Consider the following 26,901-nt stretch of genomic DNA (forward strand, 5'->3'; position numbering starts at 1 on the left):
TTGGCAAATTAAACTTTTGCTTATTGTTAGGACCATGAATTTTCGTCTCAAATACATTTTCATCACAAGAAGGGCATAATTTTTTTAATACGAACCAACTATTTTCTAGCTTAGTAATTTCTACATTCTCTTCTTACCATAAAGCAAGTGGCTGTTTCTTGCTAGGTTTTGGATAGATTGAGTCTATTAGCTCCAAATCTTGTTGTGTTAATTGAATCTCAACTGCTTTCACATTATCTATCACATGAGCGGCATTACTAGATTGTGGTATGGCAATTGTTTGACCATTTCGAATACACCATGCTAATAAAATTTGAAAACTATTTGAATGATGTTTTTCAGCAATTTCCTTTAAAACTTTTTGTTTAGTTAGATTAGTACCAAAGCTATCGCCCCTAGCAACTGGGGCATAGGCGATTAATGGCATTTCAAGTTTGTTCATCATAGGTACTAAATCGAATTCAATCCCTCGATCTCCCAAATTATAACGTACTTGATTTGTTGCACATTTTATTCCATCAGGTAATTTCATTATTTTTTCTAAGTCACCAACATCTAAATTAGAAACACCCCATGACTTAATTTTCCCCTGACTTTTTACTTTCTCCAAGGCTTCAATAGTTTCTTCAATAGGAATATTCCCTTTCCAATGGAGTAAGTATAGATCTAAATAATCTGTATTTAATCTTTTTAAGCTATTTTCTAAACTAATCGGTAATTGCTTTTTTGAGGCATTTGAAGGGAGAACTTTTGAAATGAGAAATAATTCTTCACGATTATAAGGCTTAATAGCATGTGCAACTAATCTCTCTGTATTTCCATCACCATACATTTCAGCAGTATCAATAACTTGAACGCCGTTATCAAGACCAACTCTTATTGCTTCTACTTCTTGTTCAAATTTATATGCTTTGTCTCCCATATTCCAAGTGCCTAAGCCTATGGGAAAAACTTTCCTTCCTGCAATTTTTACTTTATTCAATTTTTTCACTCCTCACCTGAAAATTTTATAGCTGATTTCGAGATGATTTCCAATTAAAATATGGCTCTTTTATCATTCATAAAAATGTATCAGAGCCCAGAAATAATTTTTACTGATCGCTGAAATCTCCATTGTTTATGTCAATTCATTTGACTAAGTTCAATCCATGCTTAAGAATTAACAAACCATTCCCTTATAATTGTGCTGCTTCATGACCCCTCTCTGGATCCCGGACTTCTAAAATGACCTTAAAACCTTTCAAAGTCAATTGCTTGACCAATTCATATCCAATTCCTCGATTACCACCGGTCACAAGAGCAACTTGTTCTTCATGTGCCATTTAAACTCTCCATTTCTCATCTACTGATAACCTGGGCTAGGGCAGTTAGCATTTTTAGATTGTTCCGTTCTTTGATTCAGTTACACCTAGAAATCCTAAAAGCAAATAGGACAGGAATGATACACCAATAATGATTAGCAAACCCTAAAAAAGTTAAATTGATTTCTTATCTAAAAGGTTGTTTTGTACACTACTACCCATGTAGTTTCTCATTAAAATAAACACCAAACTCAATAGTAACGATAAAACCCCAACTAATACGACGTACCTAGTACCCATTTCTGATATAAATAACCCGCCTACAGCTGCACCCAATGTTGTTCCTGCGTTACAGGCTGATATAAATAATCCATTGGCAAAATCAGGCGCTTCGGGAGCTGAAGACACAATCAAATATTGATTAATATTTGCCATTATTCCTCCAGCAAAGATTCCCCAAATGAAAGTTGTAATTGCCATAGGTACGGCAAAATGTCCTGTGAAGAATAAAATGATGTAAACAACACCCAATAATAAAGGAAAAAATACTACAGATTTGGTGGCACTACTCGTAAGCAGCTTTCCTGTGACAATGTTTCCAATTATGTTGGCTCCACCGAAGATGAATAATGTTAAACTTATGGTATTTGGAGACATATTTATAACATTTTCCAGATAATCAGCAAGATAACTATAAACCCCAAATACAGATGAATTTAATAAAATAACAGTCACGGTAGAAACCCATATAATAGGTTTTTTTAATACGGAAAGTTGTGTACCGTAAGAAAGTCTTTCTTCAACAGGCATAGATGGTACAAAAATCAATGTTGCAATGAACATAATAGCATTCACAATAGCAAAGAATGCCATCGCCATTTCATATGAAACGGCATTATCAATAAAACTTGCGATCGGTACGCCGGCTACCATACCAGCAGATACTCCTATAAATACTTTAGAAACAGCTTTTGGAGCTTCTTCTTTACTTACTGAGGAAGCAGCTACTGTAAATGCCATAGAACAATAAATTGGATGAAAAAAGCCTAGAATAATACGAGCAATTAATAGAATGGTAAAGTTAGATATAAATATGGATACAATGTTTCCCAAAACGAAAACTCCTAATACAAGTAACATGACCTTCTTACGGTTGATTCCGGAAAACAATAACGGCATCATTGGTCCAGATATAGCAATAGCAAGAGCAAAAAAACTAACCGTCAATCCTGCTTTTGGTATGCTGACATGAAAGTGATCAGCAATGGAAGGCAATAACCCAATAACCCCCATTTCGGTATTTAAGATGCCGAAAACACCGATAGTTAATATAAAAATAAGCAAATTGTTTTTTCTAGTCAAAAAAGTACCCCCTAACTCCTATTTCAAGCGTTAATTATATAAAAGAAGAGAAAAAATAGCCCTGTTACGACTGCTTTTTACAGGGCTACGTCGCTGGTTAACCATGTTTAGTTACATACTTCAACCACAGCCTACCATCATCCAGTTTTTCGACTTCTTTTAAAATGAAGTTAACGTGTGGCAGACAATATAGGGTCTTTCCATTGTAATTCCCCCCTTAAGTCCAAAAGCGTTTAAATGGGCAATTTGTTATTTTACGTTAGTACATCTGACAGCTTATGCCTCCTCGTAATCGAGGGAAGTCGAAAGGTCACGATAGGCGTTAATCTGTTCTTGAAGTTCTGTAACCTTCTGCTCTGCACCAGCGATGGCATCTGTACCAGCGATCCAGCGAGACGGTGGTTCCTCTTGACTTGCGATGGTGATTAGAGCTTTTGCAAGTTTGACGGGATCACCTTCCTGTTTTCGATTCTTTTCTTTAAAGAAAGTTTTGAATTGTACATTACGTTCGGCGTAGTCATCGATTGATAGTTCAGCAAAGAATGTTGATTCTGGCTCCAAAAGTTCGGTACGGAAGAAGCCTGGTTCGACAATGGTCGTTTTGATGCCGAATGGAGCAACATCGTAATGTAACGACTCCATCCAACCCTCAAGACCGAATTTCGAAGCAGCGTAAGCGGCATTGAACTCAAATCCGACCAATCCCGCAAGTGAAGAGATCGAAATAATGTGACCAGAACGAGCCTTGCGCATCATAGGTAACACAGCACGGGTGACGTTCATCGGACCAATGAGATTGGTTGTTATTTGACGTTCTAACTGCTGTGGGGTAAATTCCTCGAAGAAGCCACCATAGAAGTTACCTGCGTTGTTGACCAACACATCAATGCGTCCAAATCGGTCAACAGCCAACTTGACGGCAGCCTCGCAATCTGTTGGGTCAGTATGAAATTGTTGAATATATTTAGGCAAAAGAAAAACTAAAACTGGAATGAACACTATGTTTATTCTTCTTTTTCAATTTAATAAGGAATTAACATTTTGAATGTTTTCACTTAAATTAACCTGCCATTTAGCTTAATAAGAACCGCCGTTTCAATTTCGAGAAACAGGTCAATAATTCCTGAAAAAAGAATTTTTGGGGAGAGATGAACTTGTTATTATCTCAAGCATGGGAAACGTATGAATCTGATAAACGTATTGAAGGCTTTTCACCGCAAACATTAAAAGCATATAAACTACAGTCCGGCTTACTTATACGCTTTTTTAATGATGTTCAACTTGATACGATCACTACGGATCAATTAAAAGCTTATTTAGCAAAATCAAGTGAAAGTCTCAAGCCTGCAAGTTTGGCTCATCGAATTCGTTTTATGAAATCATTATTTCGATGGTCTCATGAAGAAGGGCATATTCCCACAAACCCAGCAGCTAAAATAAAAGAACCTAAAACTGGGAAACGAATTCCTAAATTTTTGACCGAAATGGAAATTGAACATTTACGGGAAGCCTGCTGTTATAAGAGGTAAAGGCGATAAGGAACGGGAGGTCTATTTTAATATTCGCTGCGAAATTTGGTTAAAACGATACCTGGATAGTCGTATAGACAGGGATCCTGCTATCTTTGTCACGGAACGCGATCCTCATCGAATGAGCATTGCCACGATGCGATACATAATTAAGCGGATTTCCAACCGTGCTGGTATTAACAAAGACATTCATCCTCACCAACTGAGGCACAGCTATGCGACCCATTTATTGAATAATGGAGCACCTCTCGATGTTATTCAAAGCTTATTAGGTCACGAAAAAAGTGAAACTACCCGGATTTATGCACAATTAAGCGGAAGCATCCGACAGGAATTTTATAGAAAGTATTTCTAGCCATAGAAAAGCACCCCAAAAGACAGAATTCAGCTCTAACTCTTGGGGTGCAGTACAAGTACATCGAGATTGGTTGCTTTTTTCACTTTTGCTACCCGTTTGTTTAAGTGAACTTATTCACAGTGTTACACTTCTTTAGTAGAGTGACAACAATGTTATTTATTTTTAAAGCTTAAACATGTATAAACCCGTCCTTAAATAGGACAGGGTTAACATAAAGTTGTTTAATTTTTATAAAAAACACTTCATCGAACTTAAAACATAACAATAAAGTCATTTAGAACTAGGTCACTTCTATTTCGACATAAAGTTACTTCTGTATGATCTGAATGAGGTTGCCGCATGTATCATCGAAGACAGCTATTGTGAATTCGCCCATTTTTGTCGGCTCCATAGTAAACTTCACGCCTTGTTGCATTAATCGTTTGTACTCTTTGTGAACATCTGCAACGCCAAACATTGTTGCTGGGATGCCTTCGGCAAATATCTTCTTTTGATACTCTTTGGCGGCCGGATGGTCATTCGGTTCGAGCAAAAGTTCTGTACCGTCTTGATCATCTGGAGAAACAAGCGTTATCCACCTAAATTTTCCCATGGGAACGTCATGCTTTTTTACAAAGCCTAGCGTATTTGTATAAAACTCCAATGCCTTGTCTTGATCTTGAACGAATAAACTGGTAACAATAATTTTCATAATGTTTTTGCCTCCCTTGATATTTGCAACGTATAGTGCTCTGCTAACAATCTGGCTCCATGCAGAAAAACTCATACACTCGTAAGAAGTCTTTTTAATAAAATTACTCGATCCATCCTTTCAGCAAATTTTTAAGTGGTTCGTTGTTAAATACCACTACTCGATATTTTCCCTTTCGTTTTGATTTTACGAGCCCTGCATCTTCCAGTACAGAAAGATGTTTAGCTATCGCCTGTCGCGTAATGGAAAGGTTGTGCTTCGTAATGAGACGTACCGTAAGTTCATACAACGTCTGCTCGTTACGTTCGGAAAGTTCGTCTAATATTAGTCGTCGAGTCGAGTCACCAAGTGCTTTGAATATAGCGTCTTTGTCCCAATTCATATATCGATTATAAGCAACTCTACGGTTGCATGTCAAGTATAAGCAACTGTATGGTTTCGTGATAAAGGAACCGTATCATGCAACCGTTAAAGTCACATAATAGTAGTTTGAACCTTATAGAAAAATAAATTTTTAACACTTTTCTTATTCAACTATCCTGCCAGTTACTTTAAGTGCAACCCTTCACATACAACATTTTTATTGAAGAGGAAGGACACATTATCCTCCTCATTCCTTAATAAACAAGAGAGATTTTTTATGCGATAAATCTATATAATCCTTTCTAATAAATCTCCCACTTTTTCTGCCATTTCCTTCGGTGGATAAGGCATGCCATTTTTTAGCCACCATTCCACTACACCTACGTAAGCATTTGCAACAAATTCGACAACTACATCTTCGTTTTGACCGAGATTTTTGCCTTTCGTTATATCCACGTCTTTTTTGAACTCTTCAATATTATGTTGAACAAACCGGCTGCGAAAATATCGTGCTCCTTCACTCGCCAACATCGTCGAAAAAAACAAATAATTACTTTCAAGATATTCCATGCAATGTACAGTCGATTCAATCCAATCCATTTCAGCTTCCGACTCACAAAGGTTAACCATGTTACTGATATGTTCTTCTATGATCTTATCCAATAGATCAAATTTATCCAAGTAATGAAGATAAACAGTTGCACGGTTAATATTTGCCCTGTCAGAAATATCCTGAATGGTAATGCTATCGAAATTTTTTTCTGACATCAATTCAAGAAATGCTTTTTTTATTGCTTCTTGCGTTCTAACAATTCTTCTATCCACTTTTGCCATTGTTTTAACACCCTGCTTTCTTGAGATAATCGACAATTTTTATCGATTTGTTGTGTAAACAACAAATCCGGTTAAATCAACGAGTTTCATGTCTTGTTTCGCTTATATTTATTTTATAAATTATAAACAGATGTCGAGAATACATCAATCGTAGTTTTTATTAAACATGAAAGGGTGTTATTGAATATGTCAAACTATATTTTCGAGTTAAGCGATAAGGTAACAAGGAAATCAGTTTCATACAATAATAGGTTTGGCATCAAAATTGCGGCAGATCTCTACTTGCCAAAAGACTTTGATGAGTCAAAGAAACACGCAGCCGTTATTATAGGTGCGCCCTATGGTGGTGTTAAAGAGCAGGGTTCGGGTATTTATGCTCAAAACATGGCAGAGCGTGGTTTTGTGGCTCTTGCATTTGACCCGTCATTCAACGGATACAGTAGCGGAGAGCCACGGCACCTTTCTTCGCCTGACCTATTCGTAGAGGATTTCAGTGCAGCCGTTGATTATGTAGGTACGCGTCCATTTGTAGATAAGAATCAAATTGGTGTAATCGGTATGTGTGGTAGCGGTGGTTTTGCGATCAGTGCAGCGCAGGTTGATAGACGCATTAAGGCAGTCGCCACGGTCAGCATGTACGATATATCCCGTGCGGCACGCAATGGCTTTAAGGACTCGTTCACCGAAGAAGATCGCATCAGAATACTCGATGCAGTTGCTGAGCAACGCTACGCGGAGTTTGAGGGCAACCCGCCAGCGCTGACCGATCGAGGAGCACCTATTGGATTTGATGATAATACAGACCCTATCGGTCGCGAGTTTGGCGAGTTCTATTCTACGCCTCGTGGGTACCACCCAAACTCAATTACTCAATTTACCGTGACAAGCAGCATGTCATTTATGAACTTCCCTCTGCTTACGCACATTAAATCGATTTCGCCGCGACCAATTTTGTTCATCATGGGCGAGCACGCTCACTCACGATACTTTAGTGAAGATGCTTACGAATTGGCGGCAGAACCAAAAGAGCTGTACAGCGTTCCAAATGCAGGACATGTTGATCTGTATGACAAGACGGATTTGATTCCATTCGACAAGTTGGAAGCATTCTTTACCGAGAATTTGAAGTAACAATTGCTTCAAAGGCTCTAATCACCATCGCAAATCAGGAGGAACCACCGTTTCGCTGGATCGGTGGTTCAGATGCCATCGCTAGCGCAGAACAGAAAGTCGCAGAGCTTCAAAAGCAGATCAATGCCTATCGTGGCTTTTCGACTTCTCTCACTTATGAGGATGCAAAAGCTTTCAGACGAAGTTAACTTTGAATTCTTCGGAACGAAATTTTAATCAAATGCCCCCATTGCTTTTTGGGGGCATTTGATTGAAGATAGGAGTTGTTTTTTTGACTAAACGAGATAATTTGTTGATTTTCATATTGACCATAGGAGTTTTCGGCATCTTAAATACCGAAATGGGGGTTATTGGGTTATTGCCATCCATTGCTGATCACTTTCATGTCAGCATACCAAAAGCAGGATGGCTGGTGAGTTTTTTTGCCCTTGGTGTTGCAATATCTGGTCCTATTATGCCGTTATTGTTTTCGGGTATAGATCGAAAGAAGGTTATGTTACTTGTACTTGGTGTTTTCGTGTTGGGGAACATAGTCTCCCTATTTACATCTAGCTTTACCATTACATTAGTTATTCGTGTAATATTGGCCTTTTTTCATCCTATTTATTGTTCTTTGACATTTACAGTAGCTGCTTCCTCAGTAAGTAAAGAAGAAGCTCCAAAAGCAGTTGCTAAAGTATTTATAGGAGTATCTGCTGGTATGGTAGCCGGCGTACCGATCGCAAGTTTTATTGATAATGCCGTTTCGTATGAAATGGCGATGGCATTCTTTGCTATTGTGAATGCTATTATGTTCATTGCAACATTGATTTTTGTACCATCTATGCCTGTTGAAGAAAGACTTTCTTATGGTACACAATTTTCCGTATTAAGAAAACCCATTATATGGCTTTCCATCGTGACTGTCATTTTATTAAACTCAGCCGTATTTGGGGTTTATAGTTATCTTGCTGAATATCTGAAAACAGTAACGAATATGTCTCCGAATACCATAAGTTTAACGTTATTCATCTTCGGTGGAGCCAATATTATTGGAAACATTGTCGCAGGAAAGTTACTTACTCATAGTGCCACCAAATCTGTAGTATCTTTTCCTTTGTTATTGGGGGCTGTTTACATCATTTTATTCTTCACAGGACAGTTTACCGTACCTATGGCAATTACAACTTTAATTTGGGGCATATTGGCTGGAGGAATAATGGCAAATATTAATCAATATTTGATTGTGTCTTCAGCTCCCGAAGCGCCTGATTTTGCCAATGGATTATTTATATCATCCTGTAATGTAGGAACAACATTGGGTGCGGCTGTAGGCGGGTTATTTATATCAGAAATGGGTACCGAGTACGTCGTATTAGTTGGGGTTTTATCGTTAATATTGAGTTTGGTATTTATTTTAATGAGAAACTACATGGGTAGTAGTAGTGTACAAAACAACCTTTTAGATAAGAAATCAATTTAACTTTTTTAGGGTTTGCTAATCATTATTGATTTATCATTCCTGTCCTATTGGCTTTTAGGATTTCTAGGTGTAACTGAATCAAAGAACGAAATAATCTAAAAATGCTAACTGCCCTAGCCCAGGTTATCAGTAGATGAGAAATGGAGAGTTTAAATGGCACATGAAGAACAAGTTGCTCTTGTGACTGGTGGTAATCGAGGAATTGGATATGAGCTAGTCAAACAATTAGCTCAGAAAGGTTTTAAGGTCATTTTGACAAGTCGGGATCCAGAGATGGGTTATGAAGCTACTCAAAAACTTAATGAGTCAAATCTGGACGTTTCGTTTGTGGTGATGGATGTAGATAATCAAGAAAGCATCCGTCAAGCTGCGATTACAGTTAATGAGCGTTATGGAAGAGTAGACGTTTTGATTAATAATGCTGGCGTGTATTTGGATCAGAATAAAAAGTTAGTATCTATGGACCCTTCCATTCTGGAGAGAACGATGGCAACGAATTTCTTTGGCGCTTACCATGTCATCCGTTCCTTTATTCCCCTCATGGAAAAACAAGGTTACGGAAGAATTATTAATGTTTCCTCGGAATATGGGGCGTTGGACGAAATGTCTTATCCAGGAGTAGGCGCATATAAGTTGTCTAAGCTTGCCCTAAATGGATTGACACGATTGGTAGCTGCAGAAATCAAAGGTGATATCAAAATAAACGCGGTCGATCCGGGATGGGTAAGCTCAGATATGGGTGGACCATCTGCTCCAAAAACGCCAAAACAAGCAGCTGAGTCTATCCTTTGGTTAGCAACTGTTGGACCTGAAGGACCTAATGGGGAATTCTTTAGAGATGGAAAACGAATCGATTGGTAGCATTACAGCTTATTGTTTAAAATTAATTACAGAAAAAAGGATAAAATAGGAAGATTGGCTTTTTCTATAAGGGGTCCCGCCAACATTTTAACGAAAATATACGCTAAGCCTTCGGATGTGACCGGCCCCGGCCGTCTCTCTTCTATCAATCGCGTAATCCGGAAGCCAGCATGCGGCGCCGTCTGGTCTGCGACGGCCGCTGCTCATCGACGAAAAAACGGAGCGGACAACAACCGTCCGGGCCCCGCTTCCCGCTGTGCTTATTGATGTTTAAGCAAAATGATTGTCAACTTGTTGTTTAGTGAGTGCGATGTTAAATATGTTCTTACTACTATGCTTGTCCTGGAAGTTACAACGGCTGTTCCATGTTGATCGTCGTGCATAACAGGAATGTCTAACTCCTTCTTCAAGCGTTCCTCTACTTCAAAGCAATGCGGGGAAGCGATGTCCTCCAAAAGAATCCCGCTAAATCCTAAGGAAATATTTTTCACTGTTTGTACGATTTGATCTGGATCTTTCGTATTCAAAAGAATAGGGACTCCATTAATATCGGATAATTGGTCGAAGAGGGCTGATTTCCCCTCCATTACCGGCATTCCCGCAACCTGGCCAATGTCTCCAAGACCAAGTATCGCAGTCCCATCTGTGACAATGGCCACTGTATTGCCGATACTAGTATAGATTCTTGCTTTTTCCGGTTCTGCTTCTATTACACGGCAAACGTTCGCAACTCCGGGTGTATACACTCGTCTCAAGTCTGCTAGAGATTCAATAGGTATTTTGCTTTTTATGTGAATTTTCCCTCCTTCATGTGAACGTAGGACAACGAAATTTGAGACTATAATCAAGACTTCTCTTTATGTCAGTTCTAATGCGTAAAGTCTACTATGGCATGACTTATGGAAAAACCAAAAAGCCAAGGCCTCTCTGAAACCAATTGGCTTTTTGGGTGTTAAACCTCTCTATTAGAACAGCACTCATATAAACTTTGAGCATTCTTACAAACATATGGAAAAAATATATTAACCATCGAGCTTATAAAAACCTATTTATTCTCTGTCAAATAGAGCTGCCCCTGAAATTCCAGGGTTTGTCATTTCATAAGGATTTAATATAAGATCAAGTTCTTCATCTGTTAATACATCATATTGCAAGCATAATTCACGTACTGATTTACCTTTTAAAATAGCTTCCCGTGCGATCCGAGCCGCTACTTCATATCCAATATGCGGGTTAACAGCCGTAATAATACCTACGCTTTTTTCTACGTATTCTTTTAAGCGTTCTTCGTTTGCTTCAATACCTAGGAGACAATAATCTGTAAATGCCCGAAACGAGTTATTCATAATACCGATGGATTGAAGCAAGTTAAAGACAAGCACAGGTTCCATAACGTTTAATTCAAGCTGTCCTGCTTCAGAGGCTAAGCAAATGGTATGATCATTGCCTATTACCTGAAAGGCCACCTGATTAATCATCTCAGGCATGACCGGGTTAACTTTCCCAGGCATGATTGATGAACCGGGCTGACGAGCTGGTAGTGTAATTTCTGCAACTCCTGCACGAGGTCCGGATGCCATTAGACGTAAATCGTTTGCAATTTTGGACATGTTCATCATGCAAACTTTTAGTGCAGCAGAGACTTCTGTATAAGCATCAGTATTTTGAGTCGCATCGACAAGATGTTCAGCTCCTGTAAGTGGTAAGCCACTGATTTGCCTTAAATGTCTCACTACGCTTTCAATGTAACGTGGATCTGCATTCAAACCAGTTCCCACTGCCGTTGCGCCCATATTTACCTCATATAAATGCTGGCGGGATTGTTTGATGCGCTTTATATCACGGGCAAGCACACGAGAATATGCTTCAAACTCTTGACCCAAACGAATTGGTACAGCGTCCTGCAGGTGCGTGCGGCCCATTTTGATGACATGGTCAAATTCCTTTGCTTTTTGTTCAAATACGCCTTGCATATATTCTATTGTGTCCAATAATTTCTCTAACATATTTAATGTTGCAATATGAATCGCAGTCGGAAAAGCATCATTTGTAGACTGTGACATGTTCACATGACTGTTTGGACTGATATGGAAGTATTCTCCTCTTTCTTTTCCGATCAATTCAAGCGCGCGGTTAGCAATAACCTCATTCGCATTCATGTTCATCGATGTTCCTGCCCCGCCTTGAATTGGATCAACAATGAAATGATCGTGCCATTTGCCGTCTATGATTTCTTGAGCAGCCTGCACAATCGCCTTGCCTGTCCCTTCATACAGACGCTCTGTTTCCATATTAGCAAGAGCAGCCGCTTTCTTGACAATGGCTAAAGCCTTAATGAGCTCTTCATGAATGATATACCCTGTGATAGGAAAGTTTTCAACAGCGCGCAATGTTTGAATGCCATAATAAGCATCCACCGGCACCTCTTTTTCTCCTAAAAAATCTTTTTCAATTCGTACGTTTGGTTCTTTCTTTACTTCTAAATCTATCATCATATTTTTCTCCCCTTTTATATGCTAGTTTGATTTACGCTACTTTAGATTGTTTGAGGGAAGCTGTATAACGATCTGCTTGTTCTTTATCATATTGGCCTTCCCATTTTGACATGACAATTGCAGCCAATGCGTTACCTACTACGTTAACAGCTGTCCGAAGCATATCTAAAATACGATCAATACCAGCGATGAACGCCATACCTTCGAGAGGAAGTCCCATCGACCCAAGTGTCGTTAACACTACTACAAAAGAGGCTCCGGATACTCCAGCCATTCCCTTGGATGTCAACATGAGCACAAGTAGGAGTGTAATTTGCTCCGATATGGATAAATGAATCCCATACATTTGTGCAACGAAAAGTGAAGCAATTGCCTGATAAATGGTTGAGCCGTCAAGGTTGAACGTATAACCGGTCGGAATAACAAAAGAGGTAATCGCTTTTGGACAACCGAGTTTTTCCATTTTATCCATCAATCTCGGCAATACAGATTCAGAACTTGTCGTTGTAAACGCTAACATCAATTCATCTTTCAAAACTTTAATAAGGATAAGTACACTGGTATCTGCCATTTTCGCAATAATGCCTAATACAACAAATACAAAGAAGAACATGGTTGCATATACTGCAATTACTAACTTTCCTAGAGGAATCAATGACGCGACTCCAAATTTCGCCACACTGACACCGATTAATGCAAATACACCCAATGGGGCAAATCTCATCACAAAATTTGTCATCCAAAACATCGCTTCTAACACACCATCAAAGAAATTTAAGATTGGCTTTCCTTTTTCTCCGATCGTTGCAACTCCTACACCGAATAAAACGGAGAAAAAGATGATTGCTAACAAGTCTCCTTCTGCCAATGATTGAAAGATGTTACTTGGTACAAGATGAACAATTTTATCTGTAAAACCCGCACTTTCAGCTGTCTTAGTGGTTGCTTCATACTTAGATATATCACTTTTTTCAAGATTACTCATTTCGATGCCGGTGCCTGGTTGGAATATATTTGCAGCTAGCAGGCCAACAGCAATTGCAATTGTGGTAACAATTTCAAAATAAAGAAGTGTTTTTCCACCTAGCTGTCCTAGCTTTTTTATATCACCTACGCCCGCTATCGATACTACAAGAGCTGCTACAACAATCGGTATAACAATCATCTTGATTAACCGAATGAAAATGTCACCAATTGGCTGAAGAACAGCCATCGCTGTTTCATTACCATAGAAAACAGCTCCCGCTAAAATACCTAATGCGAGTCCGATAAAAATTTGTGTTCCCAATCCAAATTTTTTCATGTTGAAACCCCTTTCATTTTTTCGTTTTTGGTTTACTATACACTCCTCTATTCTTATAGATAATAATTGAAGAATGATGAGTCCTTGCCCTTTCATACATTGAATGATCCGACTGTCATCATGGTAAGAAAAACTTTGTTTATATCTCCTCCTTTTAGAAGTGATAATTGCTCAAAATAATGGATGAACTTCCAAATAACTTACCTTATTAAAACTTTTTTATAATTGTCCTAAGGCTAATCCCCTCAATATGATTTTTAGTGACCCAAATTATAAAATTTTCAGAATTCACCCCTTATTAGTGTTAATTATAAATTCTTTGTAACGAGTTGAGTTATAGAAGAAAACTATATCCAAATAGAAGATATCTATAGAATTCACATACCTATCAACCCCAGAACAAAAACAAACCGATTGATATATCAATCGGTTTGTTTTTGTGTACACATCTTATCTTTTAGGAAATCAATAAAAACAGATTTTGGTCTGCCTTTTAAATAGATAAAATCAATACTAATATTAATTTTCACTGGAGGTGCCATTTCCACTCGGATCAATTCTCCATTTTCTAATTCTTGTTTGACACAATGTTCAGGCAAGAAACTAATGCCCATCCCTTGTATCACTAAGTTTTTCGCTGTTTCCATATTATCTACTTCTAAAGATATAGTTGGATTTACATCATTACTTGAAAATAGCCGATGAATCATGAGCCAATCCATTGACCCATAATCAAAAAAGATAAGGGGTTGTTTACTTACATGTTTTATTGTTACTTTTTCTTCTTTTAAAAATATATGATTTCGAGGTACAAAAAGGCCAATAGGGTCATTATAAAGACGAATGGATTCTACTTGAGGATGTGTTTCTGTTCGTACGATGCCAAAGTCAACTTCTTTATTAATAACCTTCTGTAAGATGTCTTGCGAATGACCCGTTACAATTTTTATTCTAACATCCTTAAATTCAGATTTGAAACCAGGTAAAATTCCGGGAAGAATATTATTAGATATTGATAAAGCACTCCCAATTACCAAGTCATATGGGATTGCTACTTGTTGCAACCCATACTTTGCTTCCTGATAAGACTGTAAAATTTTTTGTGCATGTGGGAAAAAGTACTCTCCTTTTTCAGTTAAGGAAATCTTATTGCCGTTTCGATGGAAAAGTTTTATATTAATTTCACGTTCAAGTGATTGGATACGTGCTGTTACAGAAGGTTGGGTTAAATAAAGAGCTTCGGCAGCTTTATTGAAGCTACCAAGTTGACAAACATATATAAAAGCTTCAATATTTTCAATATTCATGTCTAAACACTCCTTACTTTAGCTCTCTATTATCATTTACTATAACATGTACACATAGATCGTATGCATCAAGCATTCATAAAGAAAACTCGCCGATTGGCGAGCCCCGCCCTTGAGCGAAGACAGAGGCGTAGTTGCACTTATACTTTGTTCCTAAAATTTCCAACTACGTCGAGTGGTCTTCCTGCTAGAAATTTATACTTTCTTAAAGTGTAAAATGAGAATGCAGCAATTCTGCCGCATTCCCAACTTCTAAATTACACCTTTATTATTTCTTCCTCTGTTCCATTAGCTACTTTAATAACCATTTTAGCTACAATTTCTGTTGGATCAATAACACAAATGTTTTCGGATGATTTCAATACAAGGGGAACCTCTGTGCAACCTGCTATAATAGCCTCAGCTCCGCTCTCTTTCAATTTATCAGCAACCGTTGAAAGATATAAACATCCTGTTTCTAAATTTCCACCTTTAATAGCATATATTCCTTCCATCACTTTTTCTTGCATTTCTTTATCGGGCTCAATGACATCAATCCTGTAATTTTGACAACTGTTTTGGTATAGTCTCGTCTTAATCGTCCCATCCGTAGCTAACAAACCTACTTTTTTAAAATTGTTTTCTTGCGCAAAACGAGCCGTTTCTAAAGGCATATGCAAGATCGGAATACTAACAGACCTTTTAGCTGCTTCATAGAAAAAATGAGCGGTATTACACGCAATAACAAGAAACTCCGCACCAGCGTTTTGCAGTCGCTGCGCTGATTGTACAATGTATGGAGTTGGATCTATTCCCTTACCCAAAATAGCCGTTGTCCGATCAGGTATTTGAGAATAGTTGTCTGCGATGATATGGATATGATCTTGATCCTTCATTGCAGGTGTATAAGAAATAATTTTCTTCATTAAATCAACTGTCGCCAAAGGTCCCATACCACCAATAATCCCAACAACTTTTTGCATTTTGTTCACCACTTTTAAACATATTTTGAAAGCCCAATCTTAATAAAGTTCCTAGTATTTCTGTAAATGTATTTCGAATGATTGACTTAATTATAAGTTCCTTTTTAAGGGATGAATTATAGAAAGAATCTATACAACAATAGAAACTATGTATTGATAACTAGTGCATAAGGAGTTTTGATATCGAAGCTTACCATCCAACAAGTGATGAGCAGGTATATGTGCTGGTTGATGACTGGTATACGAGTAGAAAGCTTATCGATACGTGCAATCAAAAAAGATTTCATCTGATTCTGACTGGTGGGTTGCAAGCAAATTGAAAAATCTAACCGGCGAAGGTCGATATTAAAATTACGGTTCTGGTGCAAATACAATGAAAGTTTGAAAAAATGAATAGATTCCTTTCGGAATCCTACCTTATGCTGTAAGTCCAAACAACTGGTGTATAAATTCTTTCTGGTTTTTGACAGACTCCTTCCGTAAGAAAACTTGCTTCTTTTGAAGCATATGCATCGCTTCCATACCACTCAATATCTTTTTGGCAGTTCGAAACGATTTCAATCCTAGCATAGAACGAACTCGCTTCTTTATAAATCGATGATCTTGCTCAATGATATTATTTAGGTACTTCTGTTGTCTTATTTGTGTACCAGAAGGTATGCTTTTTTCTTCTTGTAATTCTTGAATCGCTACAGGGTACGCTGGATTCTTATCAACTGTGATCACACGGGGAGAAGATACATGCGAAGAAGCCAAGGCTTTTTTGAAAAAGCTCTTGGCTGATTTAGCATTTCTATTTTTGCTAAGATAAAAATCAATGGTGTTTCCTTCGGAATCTACTGCGCGATACAGATACATCCATTCTCCTTTTATCTTGATATAGGTCTCATCGACTCTCCATGAGTCATTTGTTTGCCTGAGATGACAACGGATTCTCTTATCCAGCTCAGGACCATATTGATGTACCCAGCGCATAATCGTTGTGTGAGCAATGAATAAGCCACGTTCCTCCATTATCTCCACTATGTTACGAAAGCTCAAGTTGTATCGCAGGTACCATCTTACTGTTAACAAAATAATGTCGGGTTGATAATGTTTCCACTTAAATAAATTTTGCTTTTCCATACTGATCACGTCCTTTTTAAGAGTAATAGTATCAGTATGTCCGAGTCTTAGAGATTAATTGCAATTGTTTTGAGGTTTTTGCACCAGAACCTTATTTATGCTTCTGGCGTTGGAGTGGCTCTGAATGCATTTACAGTCTTGTCCATAACGACCTGTGCATCACTTCCCGAATCAAGAATCGTATTTTGAAGCGATTCTTTTTCTACCAATACTGTTGTTACGGTAAGCGGCTCTGATGCTTCGGTAGTCAACAAAGCGTCTACTTGCGCAGAGAAACAAGAATCACTTATCTTGGCATGAACCTCCGTGGCAACAACATGATTATTAGAAATATAATTTCCATTACCCGAAACAATACGTATGATTACAGGTGTTGCACCTACCGGCTTGATGTTCTGAGTATTAATTACTTCAGAAAAGTGATTAGCAATTACAGAATTATTATTGCCACTGATATAGAGGAGACCATACAAATCATCTAAACCATTGTCTATTCCCACAAAAGGAGTCCAAGGTTCATGGTCACGTAAAAAGTGATTTGAAGAAACCAAGTTTTCCGAACAATTTTCCCTGAATACCACCATTCCTGGATAAAATGAATGAAGTCTATTATTTGTGATACTGGAACGTGTCACACCATCAAAATAGATACTGCTCGCACCTCGTGGAAAAACATTATTCGCTGTAATCAAAAGTCCACCAAAATTTTGAGCGTAAATTGAATATCCTTTAAAACCGGCTCCTATCAAGTTATCGGTTATTTTTGAAGCCTGTCCCCAACCTCGTAGTTCTATACAGTTACCACATTCAGCTATGAAATTATCATGTATAGTCAGTGCATCTGCATGATAAATAGTAATTCCATGCTCTAAATACACAAACCCCATGCCTGTAATCCGAAATGAGTCACAAGCACTTGCAACATAAATACCCGTTTTCCCGTTAGTGTATGTGTTTTCCGGATTTGTTTCTCCTGAACCATCTTCAATAAAATGCAAACCATCAATACAAAAGTCAGAAAACTCTACCGAACTTATTCGGGGATTTCCACTTCGTTCAACATAAAATGCAGCTCCTTTATATTCCTCGTCATTTACTTCTAGGGGAATATCTACGAGTATGCGACTTCCTCCCGGCCACAATTCATGCAAATCCGCCCATTCATTCTCAGAAGTATTAAAACGAATACTCGAAGATGTAAACCCGTGTCCAGAACCCATAATTTTAAGATAACTGATGTCTATAACTACTTGACTGCCAAGATGATAATCTCCCGGTGGAATATAGATAACCGCACCCGGCTTTCCGCCTTTATTCACATCAGTGTCCGTTTGCCTACTTTTAATATCTGCTATAATGCTATTGATTACCTCACCAATATCCTCATACGGATTACCGACAGGCCACTCTGTTACGTCGTAATAATTTTTACTAGCCATAAATAAATTCTCCTATCAATTTAGTGTGTTTGTTCATAAACTACTTTTTCCTTGATATAGCTGGAAGTAAAGCCTTACGAATTCGTGCTTTTCCTGTAGCTTTTCTGATGAAATGGATATTAAGTTTCGATGTTTCTAACAAATCGTATTTGCACCAGAACCAGAGAATTCGATAAATGTCTTGCTCAAGTATCCCTATATTGAAACGTTTCCAATTAAAGATTTAAAAAAATTGAACAGTTAGTCGTTTCCCCTTCTCTGTACGTAACAGGGATTCGATAAATATCTTGCTCTAACGTTTTACCTTCAATCTTTCTTAAGAGAAGTCTTACAGACATCTTGGCCATTTCTTCGACGGGTTGTCGAATCGTTGATAAAATCGGGTGAAGCAGCTTATTATCTTGAATTCCATCATAACCTATTACTTTTACATCCTCCGGAATTCGTAATCCATGTTGTTTAGCTGCAGCAATATATTTGGCGGCAAGTGTATCTGTATTGGCAAATACGCCATCCACATCTTGATGTTCCTTGATTTTGAAGAAATCCCAAAAGTATTTATCATCACTAAAAGTCTCATCATGCTCCTCATAGATGATATATTCGATTCCTTGAACCTCTGCCTCATCGATAAACCCTGTTTTACGAAGTCTAACCTCACTATAAGCAGAAGAATTGATTCCTAAATACGCCGCCTTTTTAGCGCCTGCTTTCACAAGCTCTTTTAAGGCAATGCGGCCGCCGGTATAGTTATCAGAGGTTACACATGTGATTTTTTTTCCAAAATGGCGATCAATGCTGATGATAGGAATATCAGTACTTACATTATCTTCGATATCATTGTAGGTTATCCCAATGATGCCTGCCACTTTATTCTGATTAAGCATGTCTAAATAATATAACTCCTTGTCAGGTCTGCCTCCACTATTGCAGAGCATCAATTTAAATCCTTCCTTATCAAGCTCGTCTTCGATATAATAAGCGAGCTCCGAGAAAAACGGATGCCATATACTTGGAAGCAAAAGCGCAACCATTTTCGATTTTTGCATTTTAAAGTTTCTTGCCACTTCATTCGGTACATAATTTAATTGTTTAATAGCCGCATTCACTTTCTCCTTTGTTTCGGGTTTTACATTTGGATGGTTGTTAATGACTCGTGAAACAGTGCCAACTCCAACTCCCGCTAGGCCTGCAACATCCTTTATACTTGGCACTACTGCTACCTCCATTACTAAAGCGTTTTCATTTTTAATATATCACCTTTTTGGAAACGTTTCAATGATTTTTTGTTAAAATTTTACAAATTTTCAACATAAGAACAGGATCACCGTTTTATAAAGAAGAGAGTTTGTTCCATGTTAAGATTGAAATCATTTCATACAGCTACCTTGATTTTGAGGGGCATCGAAGCTATGCATATGATAAAAAAGGGCAACTTCACCAAAGGGTGAACTATGCCCAAAATGAGGTTGAAACCATTCATAAGTTATTTAAGTTAGCTGCTTAATCTCAAGGTTAATAGGATATTGCTGTTCTATGATTCTAGCGAATTATTTTTGCACCAGAACCGGGAATTTCGTTCGCAAATACTAAAGTTAATTTCAAATGAATATATCTGTACTTTTTCTTGTTTTTAAATAGATTCGTATGCATCTTTATTACCTTCTTTAGCCCTATGCTGTCGTTTATATACGAATTTTGATAAACTGACACTGCCTTCATATAAGAGTAATAAAGGTATACTTACAAGGATATCTGATAGAAAATCTGGTGGTGTAATCAAAATTGAAACGACGATTAATATGAAGTAGGCATATTTTCGGATTTTTTGCAGACGGTACGGATTGATAATTCCTAAGCTTGTTAAAAACATAATGACAACGGGTAGTTCAAACAGAAATCCAAAAGGCAATGTCATGTGAAGCAAAAATTGAAAATATTTCTCCGTTGTAAAGAACGTATTAAACATGTCGTTTGATAGTGACATTAAAAAATTTAGTACAAGAGGTAATAGAATATAGTAACCAAAACTAATTCCTAATACAAATAAGATAAATAGTGCTGGAATATAAGCGATTGTAACTTTACGCTCTTTTGAGGTTAATGCCGGACGTACAAACAGCCATGCTTGGTACGCACCGACTGGTATAGTAGCTGCAATGGCAACAACGCTGGCAATCATGAAATAAACGATTAAGATATCACTTGGTCCTAACAATGCTAGCTTAAATGGCAAATCTTTGACTAACACATGGTAAATATCTTGAACATATACAAATACCATCACTAAAAACAGCAGAAAGGCGAGGAAAGTAATGATAATACGTTTGCGCAGCTCTTCTAAATGTTGAACTATGTGCATGTCTCGATCTTCCAACATAATCACTCCATAAAAAAAGAGATGTAAGACGGATCTACATCTCCTCTTAATTTATTTATCTCATTTTTCTTTTTTACTAGATGTCTCTTCATTTAGATCATCTGTCACAATCTCTCTAGTAGACTTTTTAAATTCCCTTAAAGTTGAGCCAAATGCTCTTCCGATTTCCGGTAATTTAGAAGGGCCGAAAATGATAAGCGCGATTGTTAAGATAAGTATTAACCCTGGAATTCCGATACTTTGCAGCATATTTTCCTCCTAGTAATTAAATCTTGTAATTCTTTTTTAGACGTTTATCGTTATTTTCAGAATGGCTTAGGCCAAAAAATCGTTTATGTCAACATTTTTTCCTAGACTTTTTAAACCTCGATTAATTTGAACTATAGTTGAAGATCTCGGACGATGGTCCGGATTTCTACATAATTTTAAGATCGTACTGCTAGGCCCAGTTCCAGTGTTGCTGCGATGAGGGGCAAAGTAAGCAATGGAAATTTCAAAATCTAAGTGGTTTTTAATGTATCACAAAGAGTTTTAACTAAGTATTGTTACAAAGTAATTGCAGCAGAATCAGATGAGGAAGTGCGATAGGTAGTAGGTTTTAACTAAGTATTGTTACAAGGTAATTATATGACAGTATTTTGTTACGCCGTTTCTGGCGCATTGTGGTAGTAAATATAGTGCAAATTGGCACCGTATCTAAACAGACCGTTTTTGTTACTGTAAAATCAGCAACTTTCCATATAACTTATGCCTGATTACCCATTATAGCGTGGCATTCTCCAAAGATACTTTGTCCTTGGTTGCACCGACGCTGGTACTGGACCTAATAGCAGAGCAATAAATTACCAAACGATTGTTGTATTTGAACTAGCTTTATCTACATCTAATGATGACGCAGAATGAACAATACGTGTATCCACGCAGGAACCATTGACTACAACTTTTCGATTCGAAGAAATACCATAAATCTTGGTATTAGTCACCCAGTTTCCATTACCACCCATAATTAAGATACGAGTGTCATTTTCTGGTTGAGCAGAATTGATAGTTGACGCTGTGATATGATTATCATTTCCATTAACATGAATCAGTCCATAAAGACCATCACGCCCAATAGGGTCACTTTTCCAGTTACCTGCACCATCTCTGAGCGCTTGCACTTTCCCAGAAAACAAATTTCCATTTCCTTTAATAATAACAGCACCAGTGTAGTAACTTTGGATATTATTTCCTGTAAATGTACAGTCATTGGCTCCTATAGCTTCTAAACATACATGTCCATCAGGATAGATGTTGTTACCTACAATATTTGCCCAGTTAGGATTTTCTAAAAATACACTTTTTCCTAACGGTTGTGTTCCAAAGTAGTTATTGGCTACTAATAATTGCTGAGAAGCACCGACCGAAAGAAGTCCATTACGAACTTCTGAAATCCAACAGCCTCTTACTGTGCATGCGTCAGCTCCCTTTAATCGTAAACCTGTATCTACGTTGATAGTTGAAACACCAATAATACGAACTGCATCATTATCTTGGTCGATATTAACAGCAATTTGACCTTTATCTGTTCCACGACCTTGAATCAAAAAGCTTTCCAGTTGAATCGAAGATACTCGTGGTGCTCCAACGCGTCTTTCAGAAACGATAGCTGTTTGACAGTTATTACCTAATACAAGTTTACTTCCTCCACCTGGATGAGTTAGACCTGTTTGTTCTTCGGGGTCGATATTCGAACGTGTACCTGCATTAACGCCTCTGATTGTCACATAAGAGCGATTAATTTTAATTGGAGAATGAATCCACATTTCTCCTGCTGGTAATTCAATGACTCCTCCAGATGGAGGCATATTATTAATAAGATTATTAATAATAGGTGCGTTGTCAAAATTGGGGTTATTTAACTGTGCTCCAGAATCTACTGGGTAATAGATCGTTTCATTGGAAGCGCTTACCTTTGTCTTAAAAGGAAAACCGCTTAAAAATGTTAATAACCAAACAGATAATCCTACTACAAAGTTCCGTCGTTCTTTTGAATATGGCTTTTGAATAGATTTATTTGTTTCCATATTGTCCTCCCATTAATTTGATAAAAATTAATAATTTTCCTGTTGGGGCTTGTGAATTTTCAAAACTTATTTTTATACCATTAGTTGCTCCATATTTTGGTTCTGGTGCAAATATGATTTGTTAGAAACATAGGACCTCAATATCCTTTTCATCTTACAGGCTATCAAATGAATCGATAGCCTGTACAGATGCCTCATTGCTATTATTGTTTTTTAGAATTGTATTTAATCTGATTGAACACAGTTGTAGAGTGCCATACATTTAATCCGGCATAGCCTTCTTTAAATGCATTGTCCGCTGCCTCAATGACAAGCTTGTCATCCAGATAAACTTTAATACTTTCACCTTTTGTAATCACTTTCAGATGGTAATCTGTGTTCGCTTTTAAATCTAGATTTCCGTTGTCATTATAAACAGCGAGATCCGTGCCTCTTCCATCAGCAAACTTAATTAATTTGACCACATTGTTGAGAACATCAACATTTGCAACATAGGCATTTTTCGCATCTACATCAGAGCGGAATACTAACGCGCCGGCACCGATTGAATTTCCAACTGTATCTTTGGATGGATCGCTTGGGTGGGAATCAGTATCAAGTACTTTAATTTTCGCTTCATACGTAAAATCACTGCCTTTTTCGTTTGAAAGAATAAACGCATCTCCTTGACTTTGGCCTTGCTTTCCGGAAATCGTATCGGCCCAAAGACCATTAACTGTTGTCCATCCTGACATTTTTGTATGAACAGGGCTCTTTCCCCAAATGGACTTCAATGGGTAAATATTAAGCGATTTTAATTTGACTTCTCCGCCCTTACTATAAAGCTCTAAACCGTTGCTTGACGGCAGCGGAAACAGTTGATTAGTAATAACGCTTACACCATTGTTTCCAAACACTTCAACAGAGGAGCGATCTAAGAAAATATGCATTTTTACCGTTCCATCTGTTGAACTCAGTGGGGCAGTGTGCTTTCCTTTTACATTCTGTCCAAAGTTAAAGCCTCCGGAATTCGTTCGGTCAACAAATAGTTTCTGACTACTTACATCATAACCGATTGTAGCTTGTTCCGTACTTCCTTTACGAACCTGGAGTCCAAACTCCGTTGCTTTTGTACCGGAAACATCAAATTCCGCAATGATTTCAAAAGTATCTCCGGTAATTCCTGAAAGAAGATTACTATTTCCGGAAATTGTCTTATTCTCAAACGATGTTTTCTCTTGATGCTTGCGAATTCCTTGCAACGAAATTGGTGTTTGTTTTAAACGAAGCCCTTCTGTCGTTTTCGTTAACTCTAATTCCCTAGGTAACGATGTAGAACTTCTCCATGTCGTAGTTGGTGTATTGTTTGCATACTGCCAGTTGCTCATCCAGCCAAGCCAATACTTCTCCCCGTTTTTACCTTCAATCCCGCTCCATTCTACCCCTGCATAAAAATCTGCACCGTAGTCAGACCACAATGTCTGCTGAGGCGGGTTTTCACTTTTAAATGTTTTTCCATCGAAATCACCGACAAAGTATTGCATACCTGAGCCGCCAGCTGGTGCACCATCATTGATACTTACTTGTAACACCCATTTTTTGTTGTTCGGATTTCCGTCCACCGGAAGTTGAAATAATGCAGGGCACTCCCATATACCATTGTTACTTCCGTAAGTAGACGCTACCCAGTCACCTGTCACTGTATTCCAGTCAGTTAACTTTCCGTTATCTCTTTGTTCTGCAACCTGAGATTCTTGTTCTTGTGCTACATTGTCAACTTGTGCAGGCATGTTACCTGTATTATATACGTTAACATCATCAATATTAATATGGCCCCAGCCCCCTGTAGCATTATCGACCACTTTAATATACACTACTTCTCCTACATACTTGGACGCGTCCCACACATAACGGCGATACTGTTCATTAGCAAATTTTGTATTTGCTTGGCGAATTAATTCTTTGTCATCGGAAGCTCTTACTAGGGAAACATAGCGGTTAGTAATGTCATTTCCGCCGCCGATTAATAAATTGATTTCACCGGAACCGCTTAGCTTAAAGTAAGAAGAATGCATTTCTCCTGTCGCATCGTCTCCTTTATGCTTGTCAGAAAACCCCCAATAATGGTATTTTCCTTGTTGATCAAAGGCCCCCCCCCAATATGATGTCGTGTCGGTCACATGATCGTTTGTAAACGCATCTCCTCTTACCGCTTTCCAGCCAGTCAAATCTCCTGTTTCAAAATCGTGGTTTTCAATTTCCTTTGCTTCTGTCACAATATATTTGCCTGTATTAACATTTTGGAACAATGCAGAAGAGTTCCCAACATGTAAACCGAACAAACCGCTTGAAAAGGTTGCATCATTCACATCATAAATAAGATTATCGTCTAGATATACTTTGATTTGATCACCAGCTGCTTTTACTTTGAGTCGATACTTTTGATCCGTATCGATCTTGGTATTTTTTTCAGCAATCACAGTGGCGGTTCCATTTTCAAGCTTCATTAGCTTGATTGTATCAGTTGAGGCATCAATGTTAGCGACATATCCGTTTTTTGCATTTGCATCTGCGCGGAATACGAGTGCACCTGAACCTTTTCCTCCTTTATCACCTGAAATAGTAATTTCTGTCTCGTAACTAAATTGATCTCCCTGATCCTCACTCATAATAAATGCATCGCCGTCAGAATTTCCTCGTTTTCCATCATTGGTATCGCTCCATGTACCATTTACTGTTTTCCACCCGGACAAGTTCGTCACAAAGTTGGTTTTGTTTATAAATTCCACATTACGAAACGTAGCAGTAGAATTCCATGCAGTTAATCCAAACTGTCCATTTTCAAAGGATGAGTCTGTTCCTTCAACAGCTTGCTTACCATCGAGGAAGACTTTTAACTGGCTTGCCTCTGCCTCTACTTTTACATGATAGGTTTGAGACGTTTCAAGATTAATTGATTTTGAAGCAATATCGGTTACCTTCCCTTGATCGATTTTACTTAACGTTACGAGATCTTTTTCTGCATCCACTTTTGCCATATATGCGCTGGTTGCATCTGTGTTCGAACGAAAAACAAGCCCCCCCGCTCCTTCTCGACCATTCTTTTCAACAAGAGTAATGTCCCCTTCTAGCGCAAAAGATCCACCCTTTTGAGGTGACAAGGTATACGAATAAACACCGGACTGTCCGTTTGCTTGAATACCGCCGTCAGGACCAAACTCGCTTGCATATTTCCAATTTTTCAAATCTGGAGAAGTATAGAACATCACTCTATCTTTCGCAGCTAGAGACATCACCCATTGATTTGTCTCATCGTGCCAAAAAACTTTGGGATCACGCCAGTCGGGAATGGGTGCATCCGGCATAACAGGATTACCCTCATACTTTTTCCATGTCCTTCCTTTATCATTGCTGTACGCAATACTTTGAACTTGTCCCTTTTCCCCAGAATGGGTAAAGATTGCAACCATCGCTTCTTTACCAAATCCCGCTGTATTGTTCCAATCAATGACCGCACTTCCTGAGAAAATATCGCCATTTTCATCAGGAGATAAGGCGATAGGAAGATGTTCCCAGTGTACTAAATCGGTACTGACGGCATGCCCCCAATGCATCGGTCCCCACGTTGTTCCATAAGGATAGTACTGGTAAAAAAGATGATATTCCCCGTCATAATAAACCATTCCATTTGGATCGTTCATCCAGTTAGCTTCTGGAGAAAAATGAAATTGGTTACGATAGTTTTCTTGGTAGTATCCCGGGTCCTCCGCAAATGCGGGAACCGCTGATGATAAGGCAAAGAAAGATGCCATCCCTACCGTCAACAGCTTTTTCACAGGTTTTTTCAAGTCGTTTCACCCCTTAAATTTTTTACATCACTCGACTTATGCTTGTTCAGATTGGTTTCGCAAACAATCAAGTAATACAGCGGCAATGATGACTCCACCTTTCAC

General features: G+C 38.1%; 21 protein-coding genes and 3 pseudogenes. 5 read left to right on the forward strand and 19 right to left on the reverse strand.

Features of this window, described 5'->3' with window-relative positions:
• Window positions 1–133 precede the first annotated feature (133 nt).
• From AC6HZ4_RS21565 to AC6HZ4_RS21580, 4 genes are all read right to left on the reverse strand, one after another.
• A complete protein-coding gene (locus AC6HZ4_RS21565) occupies window positions 134–982 on the reverse strand; it encodes an aldo/keto reductase (RefSeq protein ID WP_497491827.1) in 849 nt (282 codons plus the stop codon).
• 193 nt (window positions 983–1,175) lie between these two features.
• A complete protein-coding gene (locus AC6HZ4_RS21570) occupies window positions 1,176–1,322 on the reverse strand; it encodes an SDR family NAD(P)-dependent oxidoreductase (protein WP_497491828.1) in 147 nt (48 codons plus the stop codon).
• Window positions 1,323–1,475: 153 nt separating this feature from the next.
• Window positions 1,476–2,663 carry an MFS transporter gene (locus AC6HZ4_RS21575; RefSeq protein WP_497491829.1) on the reverse strand — a complete coding sequence of 396 codons (1,188 nt, stop codon included), beginning with the start codon at window positions 2,661–2,663 and terminating at the stop codon, window positions 1,476–1,478.
• Between the two features lie 276 nt (window positions 2,664–2,939).
• Complete coding sequence (locus AC6HZ4_RS21580) at window positions 2,940–3,662, reverse strand: SDR family NAD(P)-dependent oxidoreductase (RefSeq protein WP_497491830.1); 723 nt, start codon at window positions 3,660–3,662, stop codon at window positions 2,940–2,942.
• 155 nt (window positions 3,663–3,817) lie between these two features.
• On the opposite strand from AC6HZ4_RS21580, the pseudogene AC6HZ4_RS21585 reads away from it, so the two are divergent.
• Window positions 3,818–4,547 (forward strand): annotated as a pseudogene (locus AC6HZ4_RS21585) (tyrosine-type recombinase/integrase).
• Window positions 4,548–4,857: 310 nt separating this feature from the next.
• Here AC6HZ4_RS21585 and AC6HZ4_RS21590 read toward each other — a convergent pair.
• The 3 genes from AC6HZ4_RS21590 to AC6HZ4_RS21600 form a co-directional block, all read right to left on the reverse strand.
• Window positions 4,858–5,241 carry a VOC family protein gene (locus AC6HZ4_RS21590; protein ID WP_497491831.1) on the reverse strand — a complete coding sequence of 128 codons (384 nt, stop codon included), beginning with the start codon at window positions 5,239–5,241 and terminating at the stop codon, window positions 4,858–4,860.
• 103 nt (window positions 5,242–5,344) lie between these two features.
• Window positions 5,345–5,623: an ArsR/SmtB family transcription factor gene (locus AC6HZ4_RS21595; protein ID WP_497491832.1), complete on the reverse strand. Its 279-nt coding sequence runs from the start codon at window positions 5,621–5,623 to the stop codon at window positions 5,345–5,347.
• A 269-nt stretch (window positions 5,624–5,892) separates the two neighbouring features.
• Window positions 5,893–6,438, reverse strand: coding sequence for a TetR-like C-terminal domain-containing protein (locus tag AC6HZ4_RS21600; RefSeq protein ID WP_497491833.1), 546 nt, complete (start codon window positions 6,436–6,438; stop codon window positions 5,893–5,895).
• A gap of 186 nt (window positions 6,439–6,624) precedes the next feature.
• Between AC6HZ4_RS21600 and AC6HZ4_RS21605 the strand changes: the two genes are divergently transcribed.
• The 3 genes from AC6HZ4_RS21605 to AC6HZ4_RS21615 all read left to right on the forward strand — a co-directional run bounded on the left by AC6HZ4_RS21605 (window position 6,625) and on the right by AC6HZ4_RS21615 (window position 9,892).
• Entirely contained in the window at window positions 6,625–7,569 is a 945-nt protein-coding gene (locus tag AC6HZ4_RS21605; RefSeq protein ID WP_497491834.1) for an alpha/beta hydrolase, read from the forward strand.
• 271 nt (window positions 7,570–7,840) lie between these two features.
• Window positions 7,841–9,031 carry an MFS transporter gene (locus tag AC6HZ4_RS21610; protein ID WP_497491835.1) on the forward strand — a complete coding sequence of 397 codons (1,191 nt, stop codon included), beginning with the start codon at window positions 7,841–7,843 and terminating at the stop codon, window positions 9,029–9,031.
• Window positions 9,032–9,184: 153 nt separating this feature from the next.
• On the forward strand, window positions 9,185–9,892 hold the full coding sequence (locus tag AC6HZ4_RS21615) for an SDR family oxidoreductase (protein WP_497491837.1): 708 nt from the start codon (window positions 9,185–9,187) through the stop codon (window positions 9,890–9,892).
• Window positions 9,893–10,224: 332 nt separating this feature from the next.
• Here AC6HZ4_RS21615 and AC6HZ4_RS21620 read toward each other — a convergent pair.
• The 8 genes and pseudogenes from AC6HZ4_RS21620 to AC6HZ4_RS21655 all read right to left on the reverse strand — a co-directional run.
• A pseudogene (locus AC6HZ4_RS21620) lies at window positions 10,225–10,716 on the reverse strand (NAD-dependent malic enzyme); the annotation flags it as partial.
• Between the two features lie 225 nt (window positions 10,717–10,941).
• The gene (aspA, locus tag AC6HZ4_RS21625) at window positions 10,942–12,384 is read right to left on the reverse strand and encodes an aspartate ammonia-lyase (RefSeq protein ID WP_497495799.1); all 1,443 of its coding nucleotides are present in this window, start codon (window positions 12,382–12,384) and stop codon (window positions 10,942–10,944) included.
• A gap of 34 nt (window positions 12,385–12,418) precedes the next feature.
• Window positions 12,419–13,690 carry a cation:dicarboxylate symporter family transporter gene (locus AC6HZ4_RS21630; protein WP_497491838.1) on the reverse strand — a complete coding sequence of 424 codons (1,272 nt, stop codon included), beginning with the start codon at window positions 13,688–13,690 and terminating at the stop codon, window positions 12,419–12,421.
• 422 nt (window positions 13,691–14,112) lie between these two features.
• Window positions 14,113–14,997 carry a LysR family transcriptional regulator gene (locus AC6HZ4_RS21635; protein WP_497491839.1) on the reverse strand — a complete coding sequence of 295 codons (885 nt, stop codon included), beginning with the start codon at window positions 14,995–14,997 and terminating at the stop codon, window positions 14,113–14,115.
• Between the two features lie 257 nt (window positions 14,998–15,254).
• Window positions 15,255–15,959 carry a cysteate racemase gene (gene cuyB / locus AC6HZ4_RS21640; RefSeq protein WP_497491840.1) on the reverse strand — a complete coding sequence of 235 codons (705 nt, stop codon included), beginning with the start codon at window positions 15,957–15,959 and terminating at the stop codon, window positions 15,255–15,257.
• 417 nt (window positions 15,960–16,376) lie between these two features.
• Window positions 16,377–17,084 carry an IS6 family transposase gene (locus AC6HZ4_RS21645; RefSeq protein ID WP_497491841.1) on the reverse strand — a complete coding sequence of 236 codons (708 nt, stop codon included), beginning with the start codon at window positions 17,082–17,084 and terminating at the stop codon, window positions 16,377–16,379.
• Window positions 17,085–17,179: 95 nt separating this feature from the next.
• Window positions 17,180–18,523, reverse strand: coding sequence for a NosD domain-containing protein (locus AC6HZ4_RS21650; RefSeq protein ID WP_497491842.1), 1,344 nt, complete (start codon window positions 18,521–18,523; stop codon window positions 17,180–17,182).
• A gap of 215 nt (window positions 18,524–18,738) precedes the next feature.
• A complete protein-coding gene (locus AC6HZ4_RS21655) occupies window positions 18,739–19,737 on the reverse strand; it encodes a LacI family DNA-binding transcriptional regulator (RefSeq protein WP_497491843.1) in 999 nt (332 codons plus the stop codon).
• Window positions 19,738–19,839: 102 nt separating this feature from the next.
• On the opposite strand from AC6HZ4_RS21655, the pseudogene AC6HZ4_RS21660 reads away from it, so the two are divergent.
• Window positions 19,840–20,030, forward strand: a pseudogene (locus AC6HZ4_RS21660) (IS6 family transposase); the annotation flags it as partial.
• Window positions 20,031–20,156: 126 nt separating this feature from the next.
• Here AC6HZ4_RS21660 and tatC read toward each other — a convergent pair.
• The 4 genes from tatC to AC6HZ4_RS21680 form a co-directional block, all read right to left on the reverse strand.
• Complete coding sequence (tatC, locus tag AC6HZ4_RS21665) at window positions 20,157–20,885, reverse strand: twin-arginine translocase subunit TatC (protein ID WP_497491844.1); 729 nt, start codon at window positions 20,883–20,885, stop codon at window positions 20,157–20,159.
• Between the two features lie 78 nt (window positions 20,886–20,963).
• Window positions 20,964–21,152, reverse strand: a complete 189-nt coding sequence (tatA, locus tag AC6HZ4_RS21670; RefSeq protein WP_497491845.1) for a twin-arginine translocase TatA/TatE family subunit — start codon at window positions 21,150–21,152, stop codon at window positions 20,964–20,966.
• 593 nt (window positions 21,153–21,745) lie between these two features.
• Window positions 21,746–22,969: a NosD domain-containing protein gene (locus tag AC6HZ4_RS21675; RefSeq protein WP_497491846.1), complete on the reverse strand. Its 1,224-nt coding sequence runs from the start codon at window positions 22,967–22,969 to the stop codon at window positions 21,746–21,748.
• A gap of 203 nt (window positions 22,970–23,172) precedes the next feature.
• Window positions 23,173–26,760, reverse strand: a complete 3,588-nt coding sequence (locus tag AC6HZ4_RS21680) for a GH32 C-terminal domain-containing protein (protein ID WP_497495800.1) — start codon at window positions 26,758–26,760, stop codon at window positions 23,173–23,175.
• Window positions 26,761–26,901 lie beyond the last annotated feature (141 nt).

Source organism: Ectobacillus sp. OTK, from assembly GCF_059698935.1.

Excerpts from the sequence above, each read along its gene's own strand:
- AC6HZ4_RS21570 (WP_497491828.1), bottom strand. The coding sequence starts at position 1,322 with ATGGCACATGAAGAACAAGTTGCTCTTGTGACCGGTGGTAATCGAGGA.
- AC6HZ4_RS21590 (WP_497491831.1), bottom strand. The coding sequence starts at position 5,241 with ATGAAAATTATTGTTACCAGTTTATTCGTTCAAGATCAAGACAAGGCA.
- AC6HZ4_RS21595 (WP_497491832.1), bottom strand. The coding sequence starts at position 5,623 with ATGAATTGGGACAAAGACGCTATATTCAAAGCACTTGGTGACTCGACT.
- AC6HZ4_RS21600 (WP_497491833.1), bottom strand. The coding sequence starts at position 6,438 with ATGGCAAAAGTGGATAGAAGAATTGTTAGAACGCAAGAAGCAATAAAA.
- AC6HZ4_RS21605 (WP_497491834.1), top strand. The coding sequence starts at position 6,625 with ATGTCAAACTATATTTTCGAGTTAAGCGATAAGGTAACAAGGAAATCA.
- AC6HZ4_RS21615 (WP_497491837.1), top strand. The coding sequence starts at position 9,185 with ATGGCACATGAAGAACAAGTTGCTCTTGTGACTGGTGGTAATCGAGGA.
- aspA (WP_497495799.1), bottom strand. The coding sequence starts at position 12,384 with ATGATAGATTTAGAAGTAAAGAAAGAACCAAACGTACGAATTGAAAAA.
- AC6HZ4_RS21630 (WP_497491838.1), bottom strand. The coding sequence starts at position 13,690 with ATGAAAAAATTTGGATTGGGAACACAAATTTTTATCGGACTCGCATTA.
- AC6HZ4_RS21635 (WP_497491839.1), bottom strand. The coding sequence starts at position 14,997 with ATGAATATTGAAAATATTGAAGCTTTTATATATGTTTGTCAACTTGGT.
- cuyB (WP_497491840.1), bottom strand. The coding sequence starts at position 15,959 with ATGCAAAAAGTTGTTGGGATTATTGGTGGTATGGGACCTTTGGCGACA.
- AC6HZ4_RS21645 (WP_497491841.1), bottom strand. The coding sequence starts at position 17,084 with ATGGAAAAGCAAAATTTATTTAAGTGGAAACATTATCAACCCGACATT.
- AC6HZ4_RS21650 (WP_497491842.1), bottom strand. The coding sequence starts at position 18,523 with ATGGCTAGTAAAAATTATTACGACGTAACAGAGTGGCCTGTCGGTAAT.
- tatC (WP_497491844.1), bottom strand. The coding sequence starts at position 20,885 with ATGCACATAGTTCAACATTTAGAAGAGCTGCGCAAACGTATTATCATT.
- tatA (WP_497491845.1), bottom strand. The coding sequence starts at position 21,152 with ATGCTGCAAAGTATCGGAATTCCAGGGTTAATACTTATCTTAACAATC.
- AC6HZ4_RS21675 (WP_497491846.1), bottom strand. The coding sequence starts at position 22,969 with ATGGAAACAAATAAATCTATTCAAAAGCCATATTCAAAAGAACGACGG.
- AC6HZ4_RS21680 (WP_497495800.1), bottom strand. The coding sequence starts at position 26,760 with ATGGCATCTTTCTTTGCCTTATCATCAGCGGTTCCCGCATTTGCGGAG.